Source organism: Fimbriimonas ginsengisoli Gsoil 348, from assembly GCF_000724625.1.
In the GTDB taxonomy this organism is placed as follows: Bacteria; Armatimonadota; Fimbriimonadia; order Fimbriimonadales; family Fimbriimonadaceae; genus Fimbriimonas; species Fimbriimonas ginsengisoli.
Window position 1 is genome coordinate 82,147 of the sequence record NZ_CP007139.1, and the last position, 20,301, is coordinate 102,447.

19 protein-coding genes are annotated in these 20,301 nt (G+C 61.1%); 14 read left to right on the forward strand and 5 right to left on the reverse strand.

What is annotated here, in order from left to right:
* The first annotated feature begins 3 nt into the window (after positions 1 to 3).
* The 6 genes from OP10G_RS00435 (at position 4) to lnt (ending at position 7,053) form a co-directional block, all read left to right on the forward strand.
* Positions 4 to 1,101, forward strand: a complete 1,098-nt coding sequence (locus OP10G_RS00435) for an HD domain-containing phosphohydrolase (protein ID WP_227625115.1) — start codon at positions 4 to 6, stop codon at positions 1,099 to 1,101.
* Positions 1,102 to 1,113: 12 nt separating this feature from the next.
* Positions 1,114 to 2,214, forward strand: coding sequence for a 1-deoxy-D-xylulose-5-phosphate reductoisomerase (gene dxr, locus OP10G_RS00440; RefSeq protein WP_025227866.1), 1,101 nt, complete (start codon positions 1,114 to 1,116; stop codon positions 2,212 to 2,214).
* 7 nt (positions 2,215 to 2,221) lie between these two features.
* Entirely contained in the window at positions 2,222 to 3,535 is a 1,314-nt protein-coding gene (locus tag OP10G_RS00445; protein WP_025227865.1) for a M50 family metallopeptidase, read from the forward strand.
* Between the two features lie 255 nt (positions 3,536 to 3,790).
* A complete protein-coding gene (locus tag OP10G_RS00450) occupies positions 3,791 to 4,708 on the forward strand; it encodes a hypothetical protein (RefSeq protein WP_025227864.1) in 918 nt (305 codons plus the stop codon).
* 223 nt (positions 4,709 to 4,931) lie between these two features.
* Positions 4,932 to 5,573, forward strand: a complete 642-nt coding sequence (locus OP10G_RS00455; protein ID WP_025227863.1) for a histidine phosphatase family protein — start codon at positions 4,932 to 4,934, stop codon at positions 5,571 to 5,573.
* Positions 5,557 to 7,053 (forward strand): apolipoprotein N-acyltransferase, encoded by a 1,497-nt coding sequence (lnt, locus tag OP10G_RS00460; protein WP_025227862.1) that lies wholly within the window; start codon positions 5,557 to 5,559, stop codon positions 7,051 to 7,053. The genes OP10G_RS00455 and lnt overlap by 17 nt, the downstream gene beginning before the upstream one ends.
* Positions 7,054 to 7,171: 118 nt before the next feature.
* Here the strand turns inward: lnt and OP10G_RS00465 are convergent, their stop codons facing one another.
* Positions 7,172 to 8,269: a redoxin domain-containing protein gene (locus OP10G_RS00465; protein ID WP_025227861.1), complete on the reverse strand. Its 1,098-nt coding sequence runs from the start codon at positions 8,267 to 8,269 to the stop codon at positions 7,172 to 7,174.
* Positions 8,270 to 8,512: 243 nt separating this feature from the next.
* Here OP10G_RS00465 and OP10G_RS00470 point away from each other — a divergent pair, with 243 nt between their 5' ends.
* A complete protein-coding gene (locus OP10G_RS00470) occupies positions 8,513 to 9,091 on the forward strand; it encodes a TMEM175 family protein (protein WP_025227860.1) in 579 nt (192 codons plus the stop codon).
* 98 nt (positions 9,092 to 9,189) lie between these two features.
* On the opposite strand, the gene OP10G_RS00475 is transcribed toward OP10G_RS00470, so the two are convergent.
* The 4 genes from OP10G_RS00475 to OP10G_RS00490 form a co-directional block, all read right to left on the reverse strand.
* Positions 9,190 to 10,551: an NAD(P)/FAD-dependent oxidoreductase gene (locus OP10G_RS00475; protein WP_025227859.1), complete on the reverse strand. Its 1,362-nt coding sequence runs from the start codon at positions 10,549 to 10,551 to the stop codon at positions 9,190 to 9,192.
* 132 nt (positions 10,552 to 10,683) lie between these two features.
* Positions 10,684 to 11,619 carry a GNAT family N-acetyltransferase gene (locus OP10G_RS00480; protein ID WP_025227858.1) on the reverse strand — a complete coding sequence of 312 codons (936 nt, stop codon included), beginning with the start codon at positions 11,617 to 11,619 and terminating at the stop codon, positions 10,684 to 10,686.
* Positions 11,616 to 12,062, reverse strand: coding sequence for a hypothetical protein (locus tag OP10G_RS00485; protein WP_025227857.1), 447 nt, complete (start codon positions 12,060 to 12,062; stop codon positions 11,616 to 11,618). Before OP10G_RS00485 ends, OP10G_RS00480 begins: the two co-directional genes overlap by 4 nt.
* A gap of 47 nt (positions 12,063 to 12,109) precedes the next feature.
* On the reverse strand, positions 12,110 to 12,406 hold the full coding sequence (locus OP10G_RS00490) for a DUF1844 domain-containing protein (RefSeq protein WP_025227856.1): 297 nt from the start codon (positions 12,404 to 12,406) through the stop codon (positions 12,110 to 12,112).
* Between the two features lie 73 nt (positions 12,407 to 12,479).
* Between OP10G_RS00490 and OP10G_RS00495 the strand changes: the two genes are divergently transcribed.
* From OP10G_RS00495 to OP10G_RS00525, 7 genes are all read left to right on the forward strand, one after another.
* Positions 12,480 to 13,433, forward strand: coding sequence for a YeiH family protein (locus OP10G_RS00495; RefSeq protein ID WP_025227855.1), 954 nt, complete (start codon positions 12,480 to 12,482; stop codon positions 13,431 to 13,433).
* A gap of 105 nt (positions 13,434 to 13,538) precedes the next feature.
* Positions 13,539 to 13,982 (forward strand): DUF4440 domain-containing protein, encoded by a 444-nt coding sequence (locus OP10G_RS00500; protein WP_144240921.1) that lies wholly within the window; start codon positions 13,539 to 13,541, stop codon positions 13,980 to 13,982.
* A gap of 113 nt (positions 13,983 to 14,095) precedes the next feature.
* Positions 14,096 to 15,013, forward strand: a complete 918-nt coding sequence (thyX, locus tag OP10G_RS00505) for an FAD-dependent thymidylate synthase (RefSeq protein ID WP_025227853.1) — start codon at positions 14,096 to 14,098, stop codon at positions 15,011 to 15,013.
* Positions 15,014 to 15,143: 130 nt separating this feature from the next.
* Positions 15,144 to 16,292 carry a sensor histidine kinase gene (locus OP10G_RS23705; protein WP_025227852.1) on the forward strand — a complete coding sequence of 383 codons (1,149 nt, stop codon included), beginning with the start codon at positions 15,144 to 15,146 and terminating at the stop codon, positions 16,290 to 16,292.
* 38 nt (positions 16,293 to 16,330) lie between these two features.
* A complete protein-coding gene (gene ileS, locus OP10G_RS00515; RefSeq protein WP_025227851.1) occupies positions 16,331 to 19,225 on the forward strand; it encodes an isoleucine--tRNA ligase in 2,895 nt (964 codons plus the stop codon).
* Positions 19,222 to 19,752, forward strand: coding sequence for a signal peptidase II (gene lspA / locus OP10G_RS00520; RefSeq protein ID WP_025227850.1), 531 nt, complete (start codon positions 19,222 to 19,224; stop codon positions 19,750 to 19,752). The genes ileS and lspA overlap by 4 nt, the downstream gene beginning before the upstream one ends.
* An 8-nt stretch (positions 19,753 to 19,760) precedes the next feature.
* Complete coding sequence (locus OP10G_RS00525; RefSeq protein ID WP_025227849.1) at positions 19,761 to 20,255, forward strand: hypothetical protein; 495 nt, start codon at positions 19,761 to 19,763, stop codon at positions 20,253 to 20,255.
* Positions 20,256 to 20,301: the final 46 nt, after the last annotated feature.

The window sequence follows — 20,301 nt, forward strand, 5'->3', positions numbered from 1 at the left end:
AAGATCCTCTTCGTCGACGACGAGCCCCGGGTTTTAGATGGAATGCGCCGCCAAATGTGGGCGCTTCGCACCGAGTGGGAAGGAATCTACGTCCCCGATGCCGAAGTCGCCTGGGCGCGGCTCGAAGAAGGGCAGATCGACGCCGTCGTCTCCGACCTTAACATGCCGGGCCGGAGCGGCATCGAGCTCTTGAAGAGCGTCCGGGAAAGCCCGCGATTCAAAGGACTCCCGTTCTTCCTGCTCACCGGAAACAGCGAAGTAATGTTTCGCCGCGTCTCGCTGGAAAGCGGCGCCACCGAGTACCTCGCCAAGCCGTGCGATTTCAAAGAGCTCACCGCCCGCCTGCGGAATGCCTTCGTCCTCAAGGATCTTCAAGACGAAATTAAAGCGGAAAAGTCGGACTTGGAGATTCGATTAGCCGACCGCAACCGCGACTTGGAGCGGGCCCAGCGCGAGCTGTTGTTCCGGTTGGCCAAAGCCGCCGAGGCGCGCGACGTGGAGGTCGGCAATCACATCGCCCGGGTCGGTGTCTTCTCGCGCATGCTGGCGGAGGAGATCGGGTTAGAGCCGGGTTTTCAACGCCGCATCCTCCTCACCAGCCCCCTGCACGACGTCGGTAAGATCGGAATCCCGGACAGCATCCTTCGGAAGCCAGGTCCGCTCGACCCCGAGGAGCGCCGGCTCATGGAAACCCACACGACGATCGGAGGCCAGATCTTGGCCGGCGAGCTTCCCCGCGTGCTCACCAGCCTCGAGAGCGACGAACCGGCCGCCGATTTCGAGTTCATCCACACCGCCGCCCGGATCGCCATGTCGCACCACGAGCGCTGGGACGGCAAAGGGTATCCGAACGGCATCGGCGGCGAAGAAATTCCGGTGGAGGCCCGCATTGTGTCGGTGGCCGACGTCTACGACGCCCTGCGGAACGCCCGGCCCTACAAAGGACCGGTTTCGCGCGAGAAAACGATGCAAATCATCTCCGAGGGCGCGGGCAGCCAGTTCGATACGAAGATCGTCGACGCATTCAAGGCGCGGATCGAAGAGCTCGAGACGATGCTGGAATTTATGTCCGATGCCCAACCCGAGCCGGTCGCACAGTAAGATCTTGTTCCTATGAAGCGCGTTGTCGTCTTGGGCTCGACCGGCAGTATCGGAACCCAGACTCTCGACGTGCTACGCCAGTACACCGACCGGTTTCAGGTCGTCGGCCTCGCCGCCCGCTCAAACGATGAGCTTTTGCGCCGGCAAGCCGCCGAGCACCGAGTCACTGAGACCGCGCTCGTCGACCGCGACGGCATGGACGCCGTTACCCGGCTCGCCACCTTGGCGGAGGCCGACATCGTCGTGGTCGCGGTGGCGGGAGTGATCGGGCTTATCCCCACGATTGAAGCGATCAAAGCGGGCAAACAGATCGCGCTTGCAAGCAAAGAGGTTCTCGTCGCGGCCGGTGAGGTGGTGATGCCGCTCGTCCAACGAAATGGGGTCGTGATGACGCCGATCGACAGCGAGCATTCCGCCCTTTTCCAGTGCTTGCAGGGTTACCGCTCCGACCAGATCGAGAGTCTCATTCTCACTGCCAGTGGCGGACCTTTCCGGGGTCGAACCCGCGCCGACCTGGAGCAGATCACCGTCGATCAGGCGCTCGACCATCCCACATGGCGGATGGGGGGCAAGATCACCATCGACTCGGCGACCTTGATGAACAAAGGTCTGGAGATGATCGAAGCGAAGTGGCTGTTCGGCGTCGAAATGAACCAAGTCGAAGTCGTTGTCCATCCCCAGAGCATCATTCACTCGATGGTCAAATTCCGCGACGGTTCGGTACTTGGGCAGCTCGGCTGGCCCGACATGCGGCTGCCGATCGCCTACGCCCTCCTATACCCAGAGCGACTCCCAAACGGCATGCGGCCGTGGAACCCGGTCGACACGCCAAACGTTACGTTCGAACGGGTCGACGAATCAACTTTCCAATCGCTGGCGCTCGCCCGCGAGGCGGCGGCGATCGGCGGCACGATGCCTTGCGCGATGAACGCGGCGAACGAAGAGGCGGCGAACGCGTTTCTCCGGAGCGAAATTAGGTTTCTTCAGATCCCCGAGATCGTGGAGAAAACGATGGCCGCCCACATAACCGAACCTGCGAACCTGGAAGCGATTTTGGCCGCCGACGAATCCGCCCGGCGTTCCTCGCGTAGTTTAATGAAGGCCCTGACCTAATCAACCCATGTCGGTGACGCAGCTTCTCCAATACGCCGGGTATGGCGTGGTGTTCATCATAATGATCTCGATCCTCGTGGCCGCCCACGAGCTCGGGCATTATCTCTTTGCGCGCTTGTTCAACATGGGCGTGGAGGAGTTCGCGATCGGTTTCGGCAAGAAGCCGATCCTAATTTGGGGCCACCGCACTTACACCCTGCCGATCAAGCCGGGTGAGAATTGGGACGAAACCGGGGGTAAAGCCCTTGCCGGAGCCGAGAACACTGCGGCTTTATTATCTGCCTCGCTCGAAGGCTCAAACCCCGATCGCGAAATCGAGCGGATCGAGACTCCCACTGGTCCCGTTCTGCGTGAAACCACCGCTTTCACCGTTCGCCCTTGGCCGCTCGGCGGGTTCGTGCGAATCAAGGGGATGATGCCCGAGGAAGACGGCAGCGAAACCAAGATCACCGGCGGCTTCTACAGCAAAGCCCCTTGGCAACGCTTTATCGTTCTGTTGGCCGGGCCGATGTTCAGCATCCTGGCCGGCATCGTTCTCCTGACGTCGGTGCTCATGGTCGACGGCAAAGACGTATTCAATAAGCAGCCAGTCCTCGGAGCCCTTACTGCGGGCAAACCAGCGGAGTTAAGTGGACTTAAGGAGGGTGATCGCGTCCTCGCTATCGGAAACAAACCGGTCTCGCAGTTCTACGACATCATCGTTGCGGTTCGAAGCAGCAACGGAGCGCCTTTGGAGTTCCAAGTAGATCGAGCGGGCGTGAAGTCGACTCACAAAGTTGTTGCGGAACTAGATCCTGAGCCGAGTTACCAACTTGGCCCCGATCTCGAAACGACCGATGTGAAGGCCAAGTCCTACAAGATCGGCATCTTGCCGAAAACTAACCGCATCCGCCTCCCGTTCGGGGCGGCGGTTGCCGAAGCCTCGAACATGCCGATCGAAGCGGTTTCAGGCTTGGCGAAGCTATTCAAACATCCTCAGAACTTCAAGGACAATGTTGGCGGCCCCGTAACCATGGTTTCCGCCACCGCTGCCGCCGTCCAGGTTGGGTTCTGGAAGGTCGTCATGCTTTCCGCCCTGCTCAGCATTTCGGTGGGGATCATGAACCTCCTCCCCGCCGCACCTCTCGACGGAGGACAGATGCTGATGGCCGTCGCCGAAATGCTCCGAGGTGGCCGCCGCCTAAGCCTCCGCTCCCAGGCCATCGCCAACGGAATCGGCCTCACTTTCGTCGCCGTCCTCATCCTAAGCGTATGGGTCGTCGATATCCAACGCCTAGCCACCCCCTCAAAACCCAAGCCCGCCGCCGCCAAACCCAAGTAGTCCGCTTCCGGAGCCCGGCGGACCGCTGGTCTCCAGACCGGCCTCCCCAACGGCGGAGCCATGTAGCCGGCATCTACGTGTGCTGCCCGTGCCACTGCCATCGGGCCCAACGGCAAAATGCCAGGTCACAACCGGGGTAAAGTCTCCGACGGAGTCACCACGGACGGTGGAAACGGAGGTCGGAGCACGGATGCTCCCTCCAACTTCCCCTCTCTCCCGCTTCCAAGCCCGCTTCTCGTTCGTCCCTTCGTTTAGATGGGCCGAACCCTCCTGATCGGGAATCCACGCGTCACTTGGCGCGAGTGGCTCAAGGCGAACCGGGGAAAGCGCGACCTGCTCTGCCTCGATCCCGCCGATCCTCAACAAGGCGTGCCCGGCCGGCTAGGACTCTTCAAGGGAGAGCATCTCGTGGCGACCCGGCTCTTCGGCGGGTTAGATCCGCAGCGAGCCCCTCACGTCATCGTCGCCGCCCTTGCCGAGATGCTGCCGGCCCTCGGGTCGGACGGCCTGGTGCAGCTCTACGCCTATCGGCCGAGCCCGCTCCTCAGGCAGGTCGCCACGATCGTCCTGCAACTCGTCCGGCCAACCGAGATCCTCCTCGCCCAAGGAACCGGCCTGGAACTCCGCGGCTACCCGGTTCTGCCGACGGAGGTCGAGCTCGACGAGGTTTTGCCGGTGACGGTGCAGCATGCCCAAAGGAAAGCCCAGTGGCTGCGGCTCATCGAGCAAGGCGAAATGCACGAGGTTTCGCTTCGTGAAGTGATGGTCGAGGGAGCCAGACTCGGATCGGGCGTAGTGCTCAACGCCCAAGAACGCGAGCGAGCCGGGATCGCAGCCGTCGCTCACGCCGAACGTTGCGGCGGGACTCTCCTCGTCATCTCTCCTGAAGAACCGACCGAGGGGGAAATCGCCCGCGCCCTCGACATCACCGGCTGCTCCAGGGCCAACTTCGTCGAGACGACCGCTTACGACCACCTCCTCTGCGCCTTCGCCCGCCCCGACGGCGAGGAGATCGGCCACGGATTTATCCGGAGCGTCGACTGGGCCTCCGGAATCATGCAAATCCTCTCCACCGCCGTCGCCCCCTCCGGAGTCCGGATCCTCCGCCTCGGCGCCCTCCGCGTCGACCCCGACGGACGAGAGCTCGGAGAACTAAGGCCATGGCAAGGATAGGCGTTGGGCGTTGGGGCGGACGCATGTGGACTGTGGCGTGTGGCTCGTGGACTGAGGGAACCCATAAGACTCATCTGTCCCATAAGCCCCATTCGTCCCATCAACAACGTAAAGCCTAAACAACGCCCAACGCCTACCTGCCGCCTACCGCCTACCGCCTACCGCCTACCGCCTACCGCCTACCGCCTACCGCCTACCGCCCAGAAAGGTATCCTCTCATCCGATGCGCCTCTACCTTGTCCGCCATGGGCAGACTTCGTGGAATGTGGACGGGAAGGCTCAGGGGCACACGGATATTTCGCTCGACGACAGCGGGCTCGCCCAGGCGTATGCCGTCGGCGAAGCGTTCAGAGGCATCGAGATCGACCGCATTGTCAGCAGCGATCTCCAGCGAGCATTCCAAACCGCCGAGGCGATTCAGGCCGCTACCAACGCCCCGGCCGAACGGCGGCGTGATCTCCGCGAGCGGAGCTTTGGCGATTGGGAAGGGATGGATTTCCGCGATCTTGCGGCTACCCAGATCGAGCTTGGGCTCCAACAGGGCGTCTCGTTCACCGAAGTGCGTCCCCCAAACGGCGAGTCGTTCGCAGACGTTTGGACTCGCCTTGATCCATTCATGGACGCGATCGAAGAATCGGACGAGCGGATTGCCGTCGTCACCCACGGGGGTACTTGCGCCGTCCTGCTTGCCCGGCTCATGCGAGCCAATGTCGACTCCATTCGGTCGTTCCGGTTCGGCAATACGGCCGTGACGGAACTGGAACGCCGCGCAGATGGGTTCTATCTACTCGTGCGGTACGCAGACACCTCGCATCTCGCCGACGCTCGCGCCTTGACGGGGAGCGTCGATGGCAGCCGTCGCTAGGGCCGACGACTGGCGCGGCCGGCCGTGGAAGCAGCGATTCCACCGGGCATGGCCGTGCCTCGCTTCCGCCTTGCTGATGCTGCTAGCGTTCCCACCGTTCAACCTGGGACCGCTCGTTTTCGTCGCCCTCGTCCCGTGGATGCTTTCCCTGCGCCAATCGTCCGGGCGCGAGGCCTGGCGGTCGGGTTACGTTTTTGGCTTCCTCTACGGACTCGGGCAGCTCTTCTGGGTGGCCCAGCTCGTTAGCCGATGGGTCGGCAGCATCGCGATGGGGATCATCCCCTGGCTGATCGCTTGCTCCCTCTATGCCCTCTACTTCGGCTGGGCGGCGGTGATGATGCGCCATGCGTGGCATCGCAAATGGCCGTGGGCCATTCCGCTCGTGTGGGCCGGCATCGAGGTGATCCGCTCGTTCATCCCTACTTTCGCCTTCCCCTGGGGACTATTGGCGACGCCGCTGTGGCCCTTCCCGGGGCTTATCCAACAAGCGCACTTCGGGACGATCTTCTTAGTGTCTGCCTGGGTCGCGCTCGTCAATTTGATCGTCGCGCTGGCGGCCCTTAAATCGCCGTATGCGGTCCTGCAAAGCTACGTGGCGACCGCGCTGGCCGGGCTAACGATCTCGATCATGGCCCTCTCATCGCATCCCGCTTCGACGCCAACCCCGATCACCATCGGCCAGCCGGGCGTGGACATGGCGTTTGGCGAGCCGGAGAAGCAGATCGCGGCGCTCGGCCGGAACATCACGCCGATCGCGGAGCAGGCGGCGAAGGACGGCACCTCCCTTTTGGTGCTCCCGGAGGGGATATCCGAGGCGCCCACGATGCCGCCGAGCACGGTTTTTCGGATCCCGCCCGGTCTCCCCGTGATTTTCGGCGGCCGCCGCGGCACCGGACCGACCTACCAATCGGCCTTTTCGTTCGATGGCAAGCGGTGGCAGCATGTGGACAAAACCCGGCTCGTCGTCTTTGGGGAGTTCGTACCCGGCCGCCACCTTTTCCCTTTCCTGACCCAGGCATTTAAGATGCCGGACAGCGACATGGAGCCGGGGACAGAGGGGGTCAAGGCGATCGACATCGCGGGGATGCGCGTCGGCCCGATTATCTGCTTCGAGGCGATGTTCCCCGACGTCGCGTATCTGCAACAGGTGAACGGCGCGCGCCTTCTGACCGTCATCGGGATCGACGACTGGTACATGGATGGCAACGCCCCGATGCAGATGCGAGCCGCATCCGTGTGGCGCGCGGTTGAAACCGGCCTTCCGTTGGTCCGCTCGATGACGCTTGGGTACAGCTTCGCCTGCGATGGCCATGGACAGATCCTCGCCGAGGCGCCGCTCGGCAAACCGATGGGGCTGCGCGTGAACATGCCGATCCCCAGGGAATCGACCATGTTCCACGCCGCCCCGCTATTCCCCCTCGGCTTCGCCGTTTTCACTCTCGCCATGCCTTGGCTGAGGCCGCGAAAGCCTAGAGAGTAACTGCTTGCTCGCGGAGAGGTGCGTCTGCTCTGGGCGCTAAAAAGCCGGCCAGTGGCCGGCTTTTTAAGGCAACGATGGGCGATAGGTTTTTTGCTCGGGCGAGCCGCCCGTGCCACGATTAGCCTTTGGCTTTCGTGTACTGCTCCAGTCGGGCCTTCATCTCCTTGAGGGAGGCGGCGTCGAACTCCTTGGTTCCCTCGGCGATCGAAACCGCCTTCTTCTCGGTGGCGAGTGCCTCGTCCATCTGGCCGGCGCGGAAGTAAGCGACCGCGAGCGTGTCTAGAATGTTCGGCTCTTCGTGCTTCGTCAAGTCCGCCGCCCGCGTCGCGAGCCGCAGGGCGAGCGCCGTGTCGAGGTTCTTGACACCCGTCTTTTCGTCGACCAGGGTCCATGCGATTTGGTTCAGACCTTCCGCCGAATCCTTCAGCATGCCGTCGCCAAGCTCCGCCGCCGTCTTCTGAGCGGCCGCTTCGTCGAACTTAAGCTGCTCCATGAACCGGAACATCGCGAACTGGTTCTTCATCTCGGGATGAGCGGCGATCAGCTTATCGACTTCCTCGACGGCGCCGCGGTGATCCTTCGCAACCAGCTTCGCTTTGAGCGGAGCGTACATCAACTCCCGCTTCGCGTTCTCTTCCTTCTGCTTACGTGCCTTTTCGGCTTCTGCCTTCACGTCCAGCTTGCCCGCGATCATCTTGCCCACGGCCTCGTCCAGTCCGTCCATCGGATGGCCGATCCACGCGATCTTTCCTTTCGGATCGATGACGAACGCGGTCGGGATGCCGTCCTGGCCGGCCGCGGTCATCCAAGAGGCCGCCATCGCCCCCTCGGTCCCTTCGGCGGCGATGTTGTAGTCCATCTTTTCGCCCATCTCCTTCACGAAGGAATCGACGTTCTTAAGGTAGGAGACATCGCCCGGCGCATGGTGCTCCCAAACGCTAACTCCGGTGAAGGTGGCCTTCCCCTTGTACTTATGTGCAAGCTCAGTCAGGTGAGGGATGGACACTTTGCACGGTCCGCACCAAGTTGCCCAGAATTCGACGACATGGATTTTGCCTTTGCCAAGGCTCTTGACGGGCGTTCCCTTGAGCCACTTCGCGACCTTGAGGGGAGGAGCCGTATCGCCGATGCCAATGGATCGAGTGGCCGGCTTTTGGGCCATCGCGAGGGATACCGAAGCGGCGGTGAGCAGTAGGAGTGCGGGGAATCTAGCCATAAGTTCTTTCTCCGTAACGGATACCAGTGCCTACATTATCCGCCCAACTGACGTTAGCGCGTGAATCGGCCCGGTCACAAATAATCGCGGCCTCGGACTTCGTGTCGAAGCCGAGGCCGGATTGAGGATTTGAGGGTCGTATCAATGAATGCAACGGACCGCGCGATCGATCCGTTCCACGCCGCGCATAAAATGGGACCCTATCTTTTTGGGCCGGGTCTCTGATGCACAATCGGTAGGCAAATGCACAAGGGACGACTCGAGGCTTTTAGCGATGGGGTGATCGCAATCGTCATCACGATCATGGTGCTGGAGCTCAAGGTGCCTCTACAGGCGGACCTCAAAGCGTTGCACGGCCTCCTTCCGGTTTTTCTAGGCTACGTTTTGAGCTTCGTCAACCTCGGGATCTACTGGAACAACCACCACCACATGCTCCACATAACGAAGCACGTGAACGGCGGAATCTTGTGGGCGAACCAGCACCTGCTCTTCTGGCTCTCGTTAATACCGTTCAGCACCGCTTGGATGAGCGAGCACTTCGAGAGCCTTCCCACCGCCCTCTATGGACTCGTCCTTTTGATGGCCGCGATCGCCTACATGATCCTCGCCCGCACGATCGTCAAAAGCGAAGGGCCGGACTCGCTACTCGCGAAAGCGCTCGGGAGGGATACCAAAGGAAAGGTCTCGCTGATGCTGTACTTGCTCGCCATCCCTGCCGCGTACATCCAACCCTGGATCTCCGCCGGGCTGTACATCCTTGTCGCCCTCATTTGGCTAGTCCCCGACCGCCGAATCGAACGCCAGCTCGGAATGCCCGACTAACAAGTAGCGTCGGCGCCCCGCCGATGCTCCCGCAGTACCGAAGGTACAGCAGGCTTCTAACGTAGACATCTATCCCACGACTTCGCGCTAAGGGGCGGTTATCGGAGCAGGGTCACCTTATTCGGTCCGAAGTCGTTGGCGGGCATCGCTACCTCGCCGATTTGGCGCGTCTCCGGACGGTGGACACCGAGTTGAACCGGCTCAGTCGGCAAGATCAGCTCCAGTATCCAGTCCATGAGAAGGCGAAGCTTCATGGGGAAGGTCGGCATCTTCATCAGATAGGCTCCCCGGTACATGACCCAGCCGATAAAGCCGGTAAAGTGCCTTCCTTTGAACTCCGCCGCCGCGGCGTGATGGCCGATCGCGGCAAACGAACCCAGAACATTGAAGTCGAACGGCTTCAAAGGCTCACCGTTGATCTGAGCCACGATATTCTTGGCCGCGTGCGGCCCCTGCCGCGTCGCGTTTTGCGCGGTTGCCGCATAGGGACGACCCTTCTCGTCGTACACCGTTGCCGAGTCCCCCACCGCCCAGACGTTATCGAATCCCTTCACCCGGAGGTCTCGCTCGCACTCGATGTAACCCTTCTGGCCTGTGGGAAAAGTCGGAATCTTGGCAATCAGCGGGTTTGGAGCGATCCCCGCCGCCCACACCACGGTATGGGTGGATACCCGTTCTCCGGTCGTGAGCAAGGCGTAATCCGGACCGATCTCCGTAACCGTGGTCTTGGTGCGAATGTCGAGCCCTCGCTGGGTCAAGGTTAGAACCACCCAATCGGCGAGATTTTGGTGGACCGCCGGCAGAATCCGGTCGGAGAATTCGAGGAGAAGCACGTCGATTTCCTGCGGATTTACGTTCGGGTAATCCTTCGCCGCCTCCTTCAGGAACGCCTGATACTCGCCCGCGATCTCCACCCCCGTGAAATTAGCGCCGATGACCACGATCCGGAGCAGCTCGCGCCGCACCGCCTCCTCGGTCACCGTGTTCGCCAGCTCGAGTAGCCGAATCGCTCGGTCACGAAGCTCCACCGCGTCGGCAAGCGATTTCAACTCGAAACCGTGCTCTTTAAGCCCGGGAATATTGTCGGGAATACGAGTGATGGAGCCAAGCGCGAAGACGAGGTGGTCGTAGTGCAGCTTCTCCGACTCGTCGCGGCCGACAACGCGGTAGGTAACCTGTCGTAACTCGGTGTTGACCCCGAGGACGTCGGCCATCCGGAAGTCCGACTTCGGCATGAATTTGCGGATAGGAACAACGACGTGGCGAGGCTCGATCGTTCCAACTCCCGCCTCGACCAATAGCGGATCGAAGAGGAGATAGTTATTCCGGTCGATCAACGTGATCTCAAATGAGTCACGGTTCAGCCGCCGGGAAAGCTCCTGCGCCGCGTAAGCGCCTCCGAAGCCTCCGCCAAGAATGACGATGCGCCTCTTTGCGCCCGCAGGGATCCCTGTTGACATGATATTTGGATTACCTCCACGACGGAGCGTACCGCCCCCTAATCCAACCCATTAGGCCGTTTGGGCTCGCATAACGTTCCCTCTTACCCTGCGTACAACCGGTACGCAAGATCGTCGGCGAGGACGCCGACGCTACTCCGGCAAATCCAAGACCATTGAGCGGTACCGGCGCGTCACCTCGAAACCGTGGCGGCCGTAAAACTCCACCAATCCGGTCCAGTCGATGATGCATCGCCGAACGCCGGCATTCTTTAGGTGAGTCAGCGAGTTGCCAAGGAGAGCATGCCCACTCCCCTTGCCGCGAAGCGCCGCCGAGACCCCGATCGGCCCCAGGCTTCCCCAGTTTTCACCAAGGTCGTTATGCCAAACCGCTCCACCGATCGGGCACTTGTGGCCGCTCTGCTGGATAAGCGCGAATCCATCGACCCGGTCGCCGTGAAAGAGGCCGAAGACGCATCCCGGTCCGTCCGCTTCTATCTTGCGCATCACGTCGTACCGCCACCGGTGGGGAAACTCCCGCTCGAAAAACTCCTCCAGAGCCGGAATATCTTTCGCTTCCATCAGACGAAGCTCATCTCCTTCCGGCGTAGCGTACGGGTTCTCGTAGTCGGCAAGGTCGCGCTCTAGGTCGTTGCTGACTCCGGTCGGTGCGAACCCTTCCACGGTTAGAAAGTTGATCAAGCTCGGAAAGTCCTCCGGGCAACCGGGAAAGAAGTGGTCGGAATCTTGTCCGAACACCAGCCGGGTGCAGCCGCGGTTTCGCAAAAGCCTCTTCAAGTCCGCCAGCAGATCGACTCCGAAATTGGCGTCGCAATAACCGATCGCCGAAAGGTTTGCTTGGTCGCGGTCGAGCCCTGGATACAGAAGGCCGGCCGACTTCTTCACGATGACGAAGCCAAGCGTCTCTCCGTCTGCCTGCTCTACATATGAGGCGCCCCAGTCGAAAACGGGGCACTGCACCGTTTTCAATTGCAGCAGATCCGCGTCGATTCGGTAACGCTCTGGATAGAAGCTATTCCAAAACGCGGCAAGCCGATCGAAGTCGACCGAGCGAAAAGAGAGCTTCATGCCGTACGGGCCGCCAGGTGGCGAAGGTGCTCGCCGTATAACACAAGCGCTTCTCGGGTGCGGGTAATTCGGGAGATCATGCTGCCATCGTCGGTACTTAAGAAACCTTCAAGGTCGTCGGACGCCACCAGCGCCTCAAAGGCGTCGGCGCGGTCATCCTCCGGTTCCATGCGAAGAAAAGAAACCAGGAACGGACGGATGCGAGCGTACTGGTCGCGAAACCAATCGCGATGGTTAAGGTAGCTGCGAGCAAGCTTGGGGGTCGGCCCATACTGCGCGGCGTCGCACAAGATTTCGACCAACTCTTCGTATCGCTCGTAAAACAGTATAAGTTCCGACTGCCGTTCTTGCACGGAAGGTCCTCGCTTCTCGGCCTCGACGCGTTCTCGCCGATCGGTCGCATCGCGTCGCGCGATGCGCACTCGATTGACGAGCGAACCCATCAAGTCCGTCGTTCCCTTTGCAATCCTTTGCCCTGACGTCTCGCTCCTCAAGAACTAGCCTCCGTGCTCTTCTGTACAAAGTTGAGCCGCAAGTCTCGCAACATGCCCTGCAGTTGCCGACGATCCTCTTCATCGAGCTGCGGCTCCAAAACCCGGACGAGGCTGGCAACCACGTCTATGGCGACCTTAGCCTCTTCAAGGTTCTGTTCAAGTTTCCCTGTAATTGTATCCGGTTGAAGTCCAAGTTTGGCCCAGCAAACGTGTGCCATTTGCTGAATCATCATCGCGATGTGGTCGTAAACGCTGGGCGCCTTTTGCGGGAGATTCGAATCTTGGTCAGCCATCTCTAAGAATGTAAAGACGAATCAACCGGACCGAACGACGCCCAAGAACGACGACTGGAAGCTACAATTTGGCGTGGCCGCTCGGATCGCGTTTGTTGTGGGGATGTTGCTTTGCCTAATCCCCCTCTTTCCGCAAGCGGCAAAGATCCTTCCCTGGGTGGCTCCAGGAGCCCTGATCCTTGGCATCCTCATTGCCCTGACTCTGGGAAACCCCTATCCCGCCATCTCCAAGAAGATCAGTAAGACCGGTCTACAAACCTCGGTCGTCCTCCTCGGCTTCTCGGTCGACCTGCAAAAAATCCTGAAGGCGGGCGGCCAAGGAATCGTCTTCGCCCTTCTTTCCATCACCGCCGTTTTCGGCCTCGGCTGGCTGATCCAGCGCCTACTAAAGGTTCGCCCTCTGACCAGTCTCCTTGTCAGTACCGGAACCGCCATTTGCGGCGGGAGCGCGATCGCCGCGATGGCGAGCGTCACCGAAGCGCCCCAGGAGGATGTCAGCGTCGCCGTGGGAACGGTCTTCCTTTTGAACGCCCTCGCCCTAATCTTCTTTCCCCCTTTGGGTCACGCGCTCCACCTAACCCCGGACCAGTTCGGTACCTGGGCCGGGATCGCAATCCACGACGTCGCCAGCGTCGTAGGGGCCGCCACCGCGTTCGATCCGGCGTCGCTAGAGACTGCATCCGCCGTAAAGCTCAGCCGGGTGCTCTATCTCATTCCGATCGTGATCATCGCCGCCCAAGCGATGCGCCGTAATCGGGCCGACGGCGGAAACGCCACCCCCATTCCCTGGTTTATCGGCCTTTTCCTACTCGCGAGCGTGCTTAGCTCCTACGTACCCGCGCTCAAACCTCTGTCGCCGGTAGCCCGGTCGCTGGCCACCGCGGGGTTCGCGCTGAGCCTGTTCGTCATCGGTTTGGGGATCTCCGCAAAGACGCTGAAGGCGGTCGGACCGCGCCCCCTCGTACAAGGGGCGGCCCTCTGGCTATTTATTTCTGTCGCCGCGTTGCTCGCGGTGCGAGGTTTGTAGCGCAAGTTGCACGATTCCCGAGTTACTATTGAAACGACGAACGCGTCCATCGTGTATGTTCTCGAACCGGAGATCGCTCTGTGGACGTCTAGCGGAAAACCGACGATGAAGAGGCTGCTCCCGTTACTCACCTTGGTCGCCCTGGCCGCAGTCGCTCCGGCACGTGCCCGTAGCGAGCGCGCGGAGCTCGAGGCGATGTACAAGAGCATGTCGAAAGCGTTTTCGGCCAAGGACGTCAAGGGCTGCACCGCGATGTGGGCGCCGGCCATTCGCTGGTTCCCCCCTCGCAAAGCTTCGATGACCACGCTCACCCGGACTCGCGCCGCGCTGCTTCACGATTTGCGAGTCGAATTTTCCCGAAACGATAAGGTCGCCGAAGACTTCACCTTCTTCCACTTCGACGCGGATCCCGCCCGAGCAACGGTCGAGCTTGCCGTCTCGATCTCCCATTGGGGACCGATGAACACCTCGCGAACCCTCTCCGAGCGCCACCATTGGCTAAAAGCCGGCGGCCGCTGGTGGCTCTCCCGCATCGAAGCGATCGGATAACCCTCCGGAGCCCCCTCCTCGTCGATGCATTGTGCGATGAGGAGGGGGCTGGGGGTGGAGAAATCCCCCTTCCCTGCCCAAACCCTAAAGGCAACGCGTCTACAATCCCTTGTATGGCCCGCCTGATCGTTCCTGCCGCCGAAGAGATTCTTGACAAGCCGTTTCCCGTCCTCGACAAAGGGTTCGTGCGTCTGGTCGACTACATGGGGAGCGACGAGCGGATCGTCCAGGCGGCGCGAGTTTCGTACGGCGAGGGGACCAAGACGTTCCGCCAAGATCGGGGGCTGATCCACTATCTCATCCGCAACTGGCACACCTCGCCGATCGAGCAGGTCCAGCTCACCTTCCACTGCAAAATGCCGATTTTCGTAGCCCGGCAGTGGGTGCGGCACCGCACCGCCCGGCTGAACGAGATTTCTGGCCGTTACTCGGTGATGAAGGACGAGTTCTACGTCCCCTCACCCGAGCACATCCGCCCGCAGTCCTCGGACAACAAGCAGGGGCGATCGGAGGATCGGTACACCGATGAGGAAGAACGAGAGATCATCGCCCTCTTCGAAGATGAGCAGCGGCAGGTCTACGCGAACTACCAGAAGCTGCTCGACAAAAACCTCGCCCGCGAGCTGGCGCGGAACAACCTCCCGCTCTCCCTCTACACCGAGTGGTACTGGCAGATCGACCTGCACAACCTCTTTCACTTCCTGCGACTGAGGCTGGACCCTCACGCTCAGTACGAGATCCGCGCTTACGCCGAGGCGATGGCGGAATGCGCGCGAGCGGTGGCCCCCCTCGCCTACGAAGGGTTCGAAGAATATATTCTCGGCTCCGTGTCGTTCAGTAAAGCCGAATGCGAAGCGCTCGCCGACCTCCTTGGGGGACGCGAAGTAAAGCTCCAGAAACGGCAGCTACAGATCTTCGAAGAAAAGCTGACCAAAGTGCGCCGCTCCGAGCCCGCGCCTCCTCCCGAAGAGCCCGAGCTCGAGCGCCTGGAAACCGAGGGGTGGCATACGCCGGAAACAAGCACTCTCTAGCCGCTGCCGGAAGGACTTGGGCCTATCAACGATGCGGCCTCGCTCTTGTTGCGAATTCTGTAACCGGGTTACGGAGGCTACCGATATATCGCATGCTACAAGGCCGTAACGTCTGCGATGCTATAGAGGCATGCGGTTGCGGCAAGCAGTAAAAACGCTTCAGGCGAGCACGCCTTTGAGGTACGTCGCCGGAGGCGCCCTGTCTCTAGCCGCGGTATTGCTGCGCGTCGCCCTTCAGTCGGTATTACAAGACCAGAACCGGTACGCCTTTCTTCTTCCCGCGACCATTATCTGCGCTATCTTCCTCGGTTTTGGACCAGGCATGTTCTGCTGCCTGCTAGGAGTGCTTCTCACGATGAAGCTCGTTCTCCGGGGTCCCAATCAGTTGATGTACTGGGATAAAAGCGATGTCGGCGGGCTCGTGCTCTTCCTCGCCCTTAACATCGGCATCCTCTTTTTGGCGCATCGCGAGACGCAAGAAAAACGACGGCGCATCGAGACAGAACGAAAGCTGGAGCAACTTAACGCCGAGCTCGAGCAAAAAGTCGCCGAGCGAACCCGTCAGTTGGAGATAGCGAACGAAGAGTTGGAGGGGTTTTGCTATTCCATGGCCCACGACCTCCGGACGCCTTCGCGCGCCATCGCCGGCAACGCTCGGATCATGTTGGAAGACCACTCCACTTCCCTCACCCCGGAGCTACAAAACCACCTCCGAAGAATCAACGGCGCCGCTATCAAGCTCGGCTCCTTACTCGACGGCCTCCTCACCCATGCCCGTTTGGCAAAGCAGGAATTGATGCTGCGAGAGGTCCGGATCGACGAACTGGCCCGGGAAATCGCTTTTGTGGAAGCCCGTAGGATGAAAGCCGAAGTCCAACTCGACTCAGCCGACGGCATCGTGGTGAATGCCGACGAGCGCCAGATGCGGGTGATGCTGCGGGCCCTCCTGGACAACGCGATTCTGTACCGTAAGGCAGGCGAACCTGCCCATATCCGACTCTCCGTCGAAGGCGGAGCGCTCATCATGGCGGACGACGGCATCGGGTTCGATATGGCATTCGCCCATAAGGTCTTTTTACCGTTCGAGCGGCTGCACCGCGACGAGGCGTATCCGGGGGTCGGCATCGGCCTCGCTAACGTTGAGCGCGTCGTTCAACGCCACGGCGGCGCCGTGTCCATCGAATCCGTCCCCGAAGAAGGAACCCGGGTTCGCATCGCCCTTCCCACTCTATCAATGCTCGGTGCTCCTAATCCGGAGTTCCAGACGACCGGCTCGTAAGGAGAATAGCCTCCGTCCGGTACACTCCCGGGTTCCCCATGGATCTCAGAAGTACCCTTAATCTTCCCGATCCGAACTTCACGATCCCGATGAAGGCGGACCTGCCCAAACTCGAGCCAACGATTCAGGCTCGCTGGGAAGCCGAGGGCATTTACCACCGGATTCAGGAAACGCGGAAAGACGCGCCCTCCTTCGTGTTGCACGACGGTCCACCCTACACGAACTCGCCTATCCACATCGGCACCGCGCTCAACAAGATCCTGAAGGATCTCGTGGTGAAGAGCCGGACGATGATGGGTTTCCGCGCCCCCTACGTTCCCGGCTACGACAATCACGGCCTGCCGATCGAGCAGACGGTGATGAAAAAATTCCAGGAGCGAAAGGTAACCCCGTCCGTCGTCGAACTCCGCAAGGCGTGCCGCGAGCACGCGGCGCAGTACGTCGACGTTCAGACCAGCCAGTTCAAACGGCTCGGCGTCTTTGGACTCTGGGAACGTCCCTACGCGACAATGGACTACCGTTTCGAGGCGGAAATCGTGCGCACGTTCAAGCGCATGGTCGAGGGCGGCTATGTCTACAAGGGGCTCCGCCCCACTCTTTGGAGCCCGACCTCACGCACCGCCCTCGCCGACACCGAAATCGTCTATCACCCGGATCACGTGTCGAAGGCGATCTACGTCGCCTTCCCGCTCCGGGAGGACCCGAACCAGATCTTCGCCAAATACCCGTGTGTCGACACGATCATCTGGACGACGACTCCGTGGACGATCCCGGCGAATCTCGCCGTCGCCTTCCACCCGACCTTGGAATACGCCGTCGTCGCCCACTGGGCCGAAGAAGGAGTTGTCCCTCCGGTCTCCGACACCAGCGCGGAGCAAGCGCCGAGTACCTACTATGTAGTCCTTCATGCGCTCGTGCCGCGCATCGCCGACGCGCTTGGGTGGAAGCGGTATGAGGTCGTCGAGCGGTTCGACGGCATCACTTTGGACGGAGCCAGTTTCAGCCACCCGATCTTCGACCGCCCATCGATCGCCGTGATGGCTGAGTACGTGACGACCGAGGACGGCACCGGCGTCGTCCACACCGCCCCATCGCATGGTCGCGACGACTTTTACACCGGCCAGAAATACGGGCTGCCCGTGCCGAACACCGTCGACGAGCGCGGGGTTCTCACTTCCGAAGCGGGAGAGTTCGAAGGGATCTACTACAAGGAGTGTGATACCGTGGTGGTCGACCGGCTTCGCGAGGTCGGAGCCCTGCTCGATGTCCGTGATCACGTCCACAGCTACCCGTACGCCGAACGAGACGATAAGCCTGTGATCTTCCGCGCTACCGAACAGTGGTTCGTAGCCATCGATCACAACTTCCTTCGCGACCGGATGCTCCAAGAGATCGCCAGTATCCCGCTCGAAGAATTCACCGAGCACCCGCCGCAAGAAGAGTCTAAGGGCGTGAGCTGGGTGCCCGAGTCGGGCTACAACCGGATCGAGGCGATGGTGAAGAACCGTCCCGACTGGTGCATCTCGCGCCAGCGTCCGTGGGGCGTCGGCATCCCGATTTTTTACGGCGCCAAGACCCGAACGCCGGTGCTGGACCCGGTCGCCATCGAATCGGTAGCCAGGTTGGTCGAGCGCGAGGGTTCCGACGCCTGGTTTGTGACGGAGCCCGATGGGATCTTGCCCGCCGGATACACCCATCCGGAAACCGGGGAAACCGAATTCACCAAGGAGACCGACGTTCTCGACGTATGGTTCGACTCCGGCTCAACCTCGCTCTGCGTCCTCGAGGGAAACGTCTATCCCGAGTGGAAAGAACACTGGCCCGCCGATGTCTACCTAGAAGGGTCGGATCAGCACCGCGGCTGGTTCAATTCATCGCTCGTCATCGGCACCGCCACTCGCGGCGCCGCACCTTACCGACAGGTCGTGACCCACGGTTTCGTAACCGACAGCGAAGGGCGAAAGATGAGCAAGCGGCTCGGCAACGTCGTCGATCCGGTTGAAGCGTGCGAAAAATACGGCGCGGACATCATCCGGATCTGGGTGGCGAACGTCGACTACGCGAACGACGTTCCCTGCACCGACGCGCTGCTCAAGCAGCTCGGCGAACAGTATCGAACCGTCCGAAATACGCTCCGCTTCCTCCTAGGCAACCTTCAAGGCTTCGACGCCTCGGTAGACGTCCCCTTGATCGACATTGACGAATGGATCGTGGAGCAGACCGAGCTGCTGGTGGCCGACTGTGTGGAGTCATACCGACGGTACGACTTCAACACGGTGATCACGGCCGTTCACAACTTCTGCGGCAAGGAGCTCTCGCGGTTCTACTTGGATGCGATCAAGGACCGGATGTACTGCGAAGCACCCGGCTCCGCCCAGCGGCAGAGCGGGCAGGCGGCGTGTCGGCGGGTCTTGCTCTCCCTACTCAAGCTGGTCGCGCCCATTCTGGTTCATACCGCCGAGGAAACCTGGACGTTGCTTCGAGAGAGCGCACTCTTGGATCCGGGCGAACCGGAGACGGTACATGCCGCTACCTTCGATCCCCCCTCGGCCGAGAGATTGGCGGAGATCGAAGGGTCGTCGCTTCAAGTCCGGTTTGCCGTGCTCAAGGCGGTCCGCGACGACGTCTTCGCCGCGTTCGAGCCCTGGAAGAGCCCGGAGACCGTGAAGGACAGTCAAGATGCCATCGCCTCGGTGACGCTAAAGGGGCAGCCGTTGGAAACGCTGCGCACATTCGAAACGTACGAACTGGCGAACTTGTTCAAAATGAGCTGGGTTGAACTGAATGAGGGCGAGCCCTCGGTAAGTTTCCGCCGAAGCGAATTCCTCAAGTGCGACCGGTCGCGTCTGCGTCGTCCGGACGTGGAAACGGTGGTCGTCGACGGAGCGGAGATTTCGCTAACCCGTCGTGACCGGGCGGTACTCGGAGTTTGAAGAGATTCGGAATATTCGTTGTCGTGATGATCGCGATGCTGATCGTCGATCAGCTTGTGAAGGGTTGGGTGCGGCAAGCGATTCCGGTCGCCCATGCCTCGTGGAACGGTGGCAAACCGTTCCCCGGCTTCTTCGAAATCACCCTCACCTATAACCAGGGCATTGCGTTCGGACTCTTCAAAGGGATGGCCAAGCTAATGACCCCGATCGCGGTGGCGATCGCAGGGGGCGCCGGCTGGTATTCGTGGCGGCACCCGGACGAAACTTCCACCGCGCACGTGGCGATGGGGCTCTTGGCCGCAGGAGCCCTGGGCAACCTCTACGACCGGCTGTTCGACGCCCAAGGCGTCACGGATATGTTCTGGTTTCGTGCCATCGACTTCCCGGTATTCAATATCGCGGACGCCTGCATCACGGTCGCGACGATCCTCCTGATCTTCACCTGGTGGGCCGATGCGCTAAAGCATCGAGCAAAAACAGTCCCGGAACCGATCGTGGGCGAAACCCCTTTGGCCGCCGACGAGTAATGTAGCTTATGAGGTCCCGTGGTCCGGTTCCTGGCCCGCTCGTTATCGTGCTCATCGCGGCGGCGTTGCCCGAAATTTTTCGTCGCTGCAAGCCGCTCGCCAAAACGATCGCTGATACCCTGATCAAAGCCGGCGAGACGGTTCAGCGAATGGCCGAGACGGACGAGCCTAAAGCGGCCACCGTTGCTGACGCCCCCGTGGCCGACGACCTAACCGTCGTCGATGCCATCGTCGTAGAGCCGGGAACCGGGACCGCCGCCGAAGCGCCCAACCCGGATGTGAAGGAAGACACGACCAAGGTAGGCGCGGGAACCAAAGAAGTCGATCTAAACACCGCCAGCCCCACCGGCCACGAGGAGATCGCCTCCCAAATCGCCGCCGAAGCCAAAGGCGACGGCGCCGCCAGCGAGCCGGTTAGTCCCCGCCCCCGTAAGGCAAGAAAGCCCCTCGAACCCGACCAACCGAGAAATCCGAAGCGAACGAAGAATAGCTCGGCCGGCTAAAGAGAACACGAAGGCGTTTAGGCGCTGGGCGTTGGGCGTTGGGCGT

Excerpts from the sequence above, each read along its gene's own strand:
- dxr (WP_025227866.1), top strand. The coding sequence starts at position 1,114 with ATGAAGCGCGTTGTCGTCTTGGGCTCGACCGGCAGTATCGGAACCCAG.
- OP10G_RS00445 (WP_025227865.1), top strand. The coding sequence starts at position 2,222 with ATGTCGGTGACGCAGCTTCTCCAATACGCCGGGTATGGCGTGGTGTTC.
- OP10G_RS00450 (WP_025227864.1), top strand. The coding sequence starts at position 3,791 with ATGGGCCGAACCCTCCTGATCGGGAATCCACGCGTCACTTGGCGCGAG.
- OP10G_RS00455 (WP_025227863.1), top strand. The coding sequence starts at position 4,932 with ATGCGCCTCTACCTTGTCCGCCATGGGCAGACTTCGTGGAATGTGGAC.
- lnt (WP_025227862.1), top strand. The coding sequence starts at position 5,557 with ATGGCAGCCGTCGCTAGGGCCGACGACTGGCGCGGCCGGCCGTGGAAG.
- OP10G_RS00465 (WP_025227861.1), bottom strand. The coding sequence starts at position 8,269 with ATGGCTAGATTCCCCGCACTCCTACTGCTCACCGCCGCTTCGGTATCC.
- OP10G_RS00470 (WP_025227860.1), top strand. The coding sequence starts at position 8,513 with ATGCACAAGGGACGACTCGAGGCTTTTAGCGATGGGGTGATCGCAATC.
- OP10G_RS00475 (WP_025227859.1), bottom strand. The coding sequence starts at position 10,551 with ATGTCAACAGGGATCCCTGCGGGCGCAAAGAGGCGCATCGTCATTCTT.
- OP10G_RS00480 (WP_025227858.1), bottom strand. The coding sequence starts at position 11,619 with ATGAAGCTCTCTTTTCGCTCGGTCGACTTCGATCGGCTTGCCGCGTTT.
- OP10G_RS00485 (WP_025227857.1), bottom strand. The coding sequence starts at position 12,062 with ATGGGTTCGCTCGTCAATCGAGTGCGCATCGCGCGACGCGATGCGACC.
- OP10G_RS00490 (WP_025227856.1), bottom strand. The coding sequence starts at position 12,406 with ATGGCTGACCAAGATTCGAATCTCCCGCAAAAGGCGCCCAGCGTTTAC.
- OP10G_RS00500 (WP_144240921.1), top strand. The coding sequence starts at position 13,539 with ATGAAGAGGCTGCTCCCGTTACTCACCTTGGTCGCCCTGGCCGCAGTC.
- thyX (WP_025227853.1), top strand. The coding sequence starts at position 14,096 with ATGGCCCGCCTGATCGTTCCTGCCGCCGAAGAGATTCTTGACAAGCCG.
- OP10G_RS23705 (WP_025227852.1), top strand. The coding sequence starts at position 15,144 with ATGCGGTTGCGGCAAGCAGTAAAAACGCTTCAGGCGAGCACGCCTTTG.
- ileS (WP_025227851.1), top strand. The coding sequence starts at position 16,331 with ATGGATCTCAGAAGTACCCTTAATCTTCCCGATCCGAACTTCACGATC.
- OP10G_RS00525 (WP_025227849.1), top strand. The coding sequence starts at position 19,761 with ATGAGGTCCCGTGGTCCGGTTCCTGGCCCGCTCGTTATCGTGCTCATC.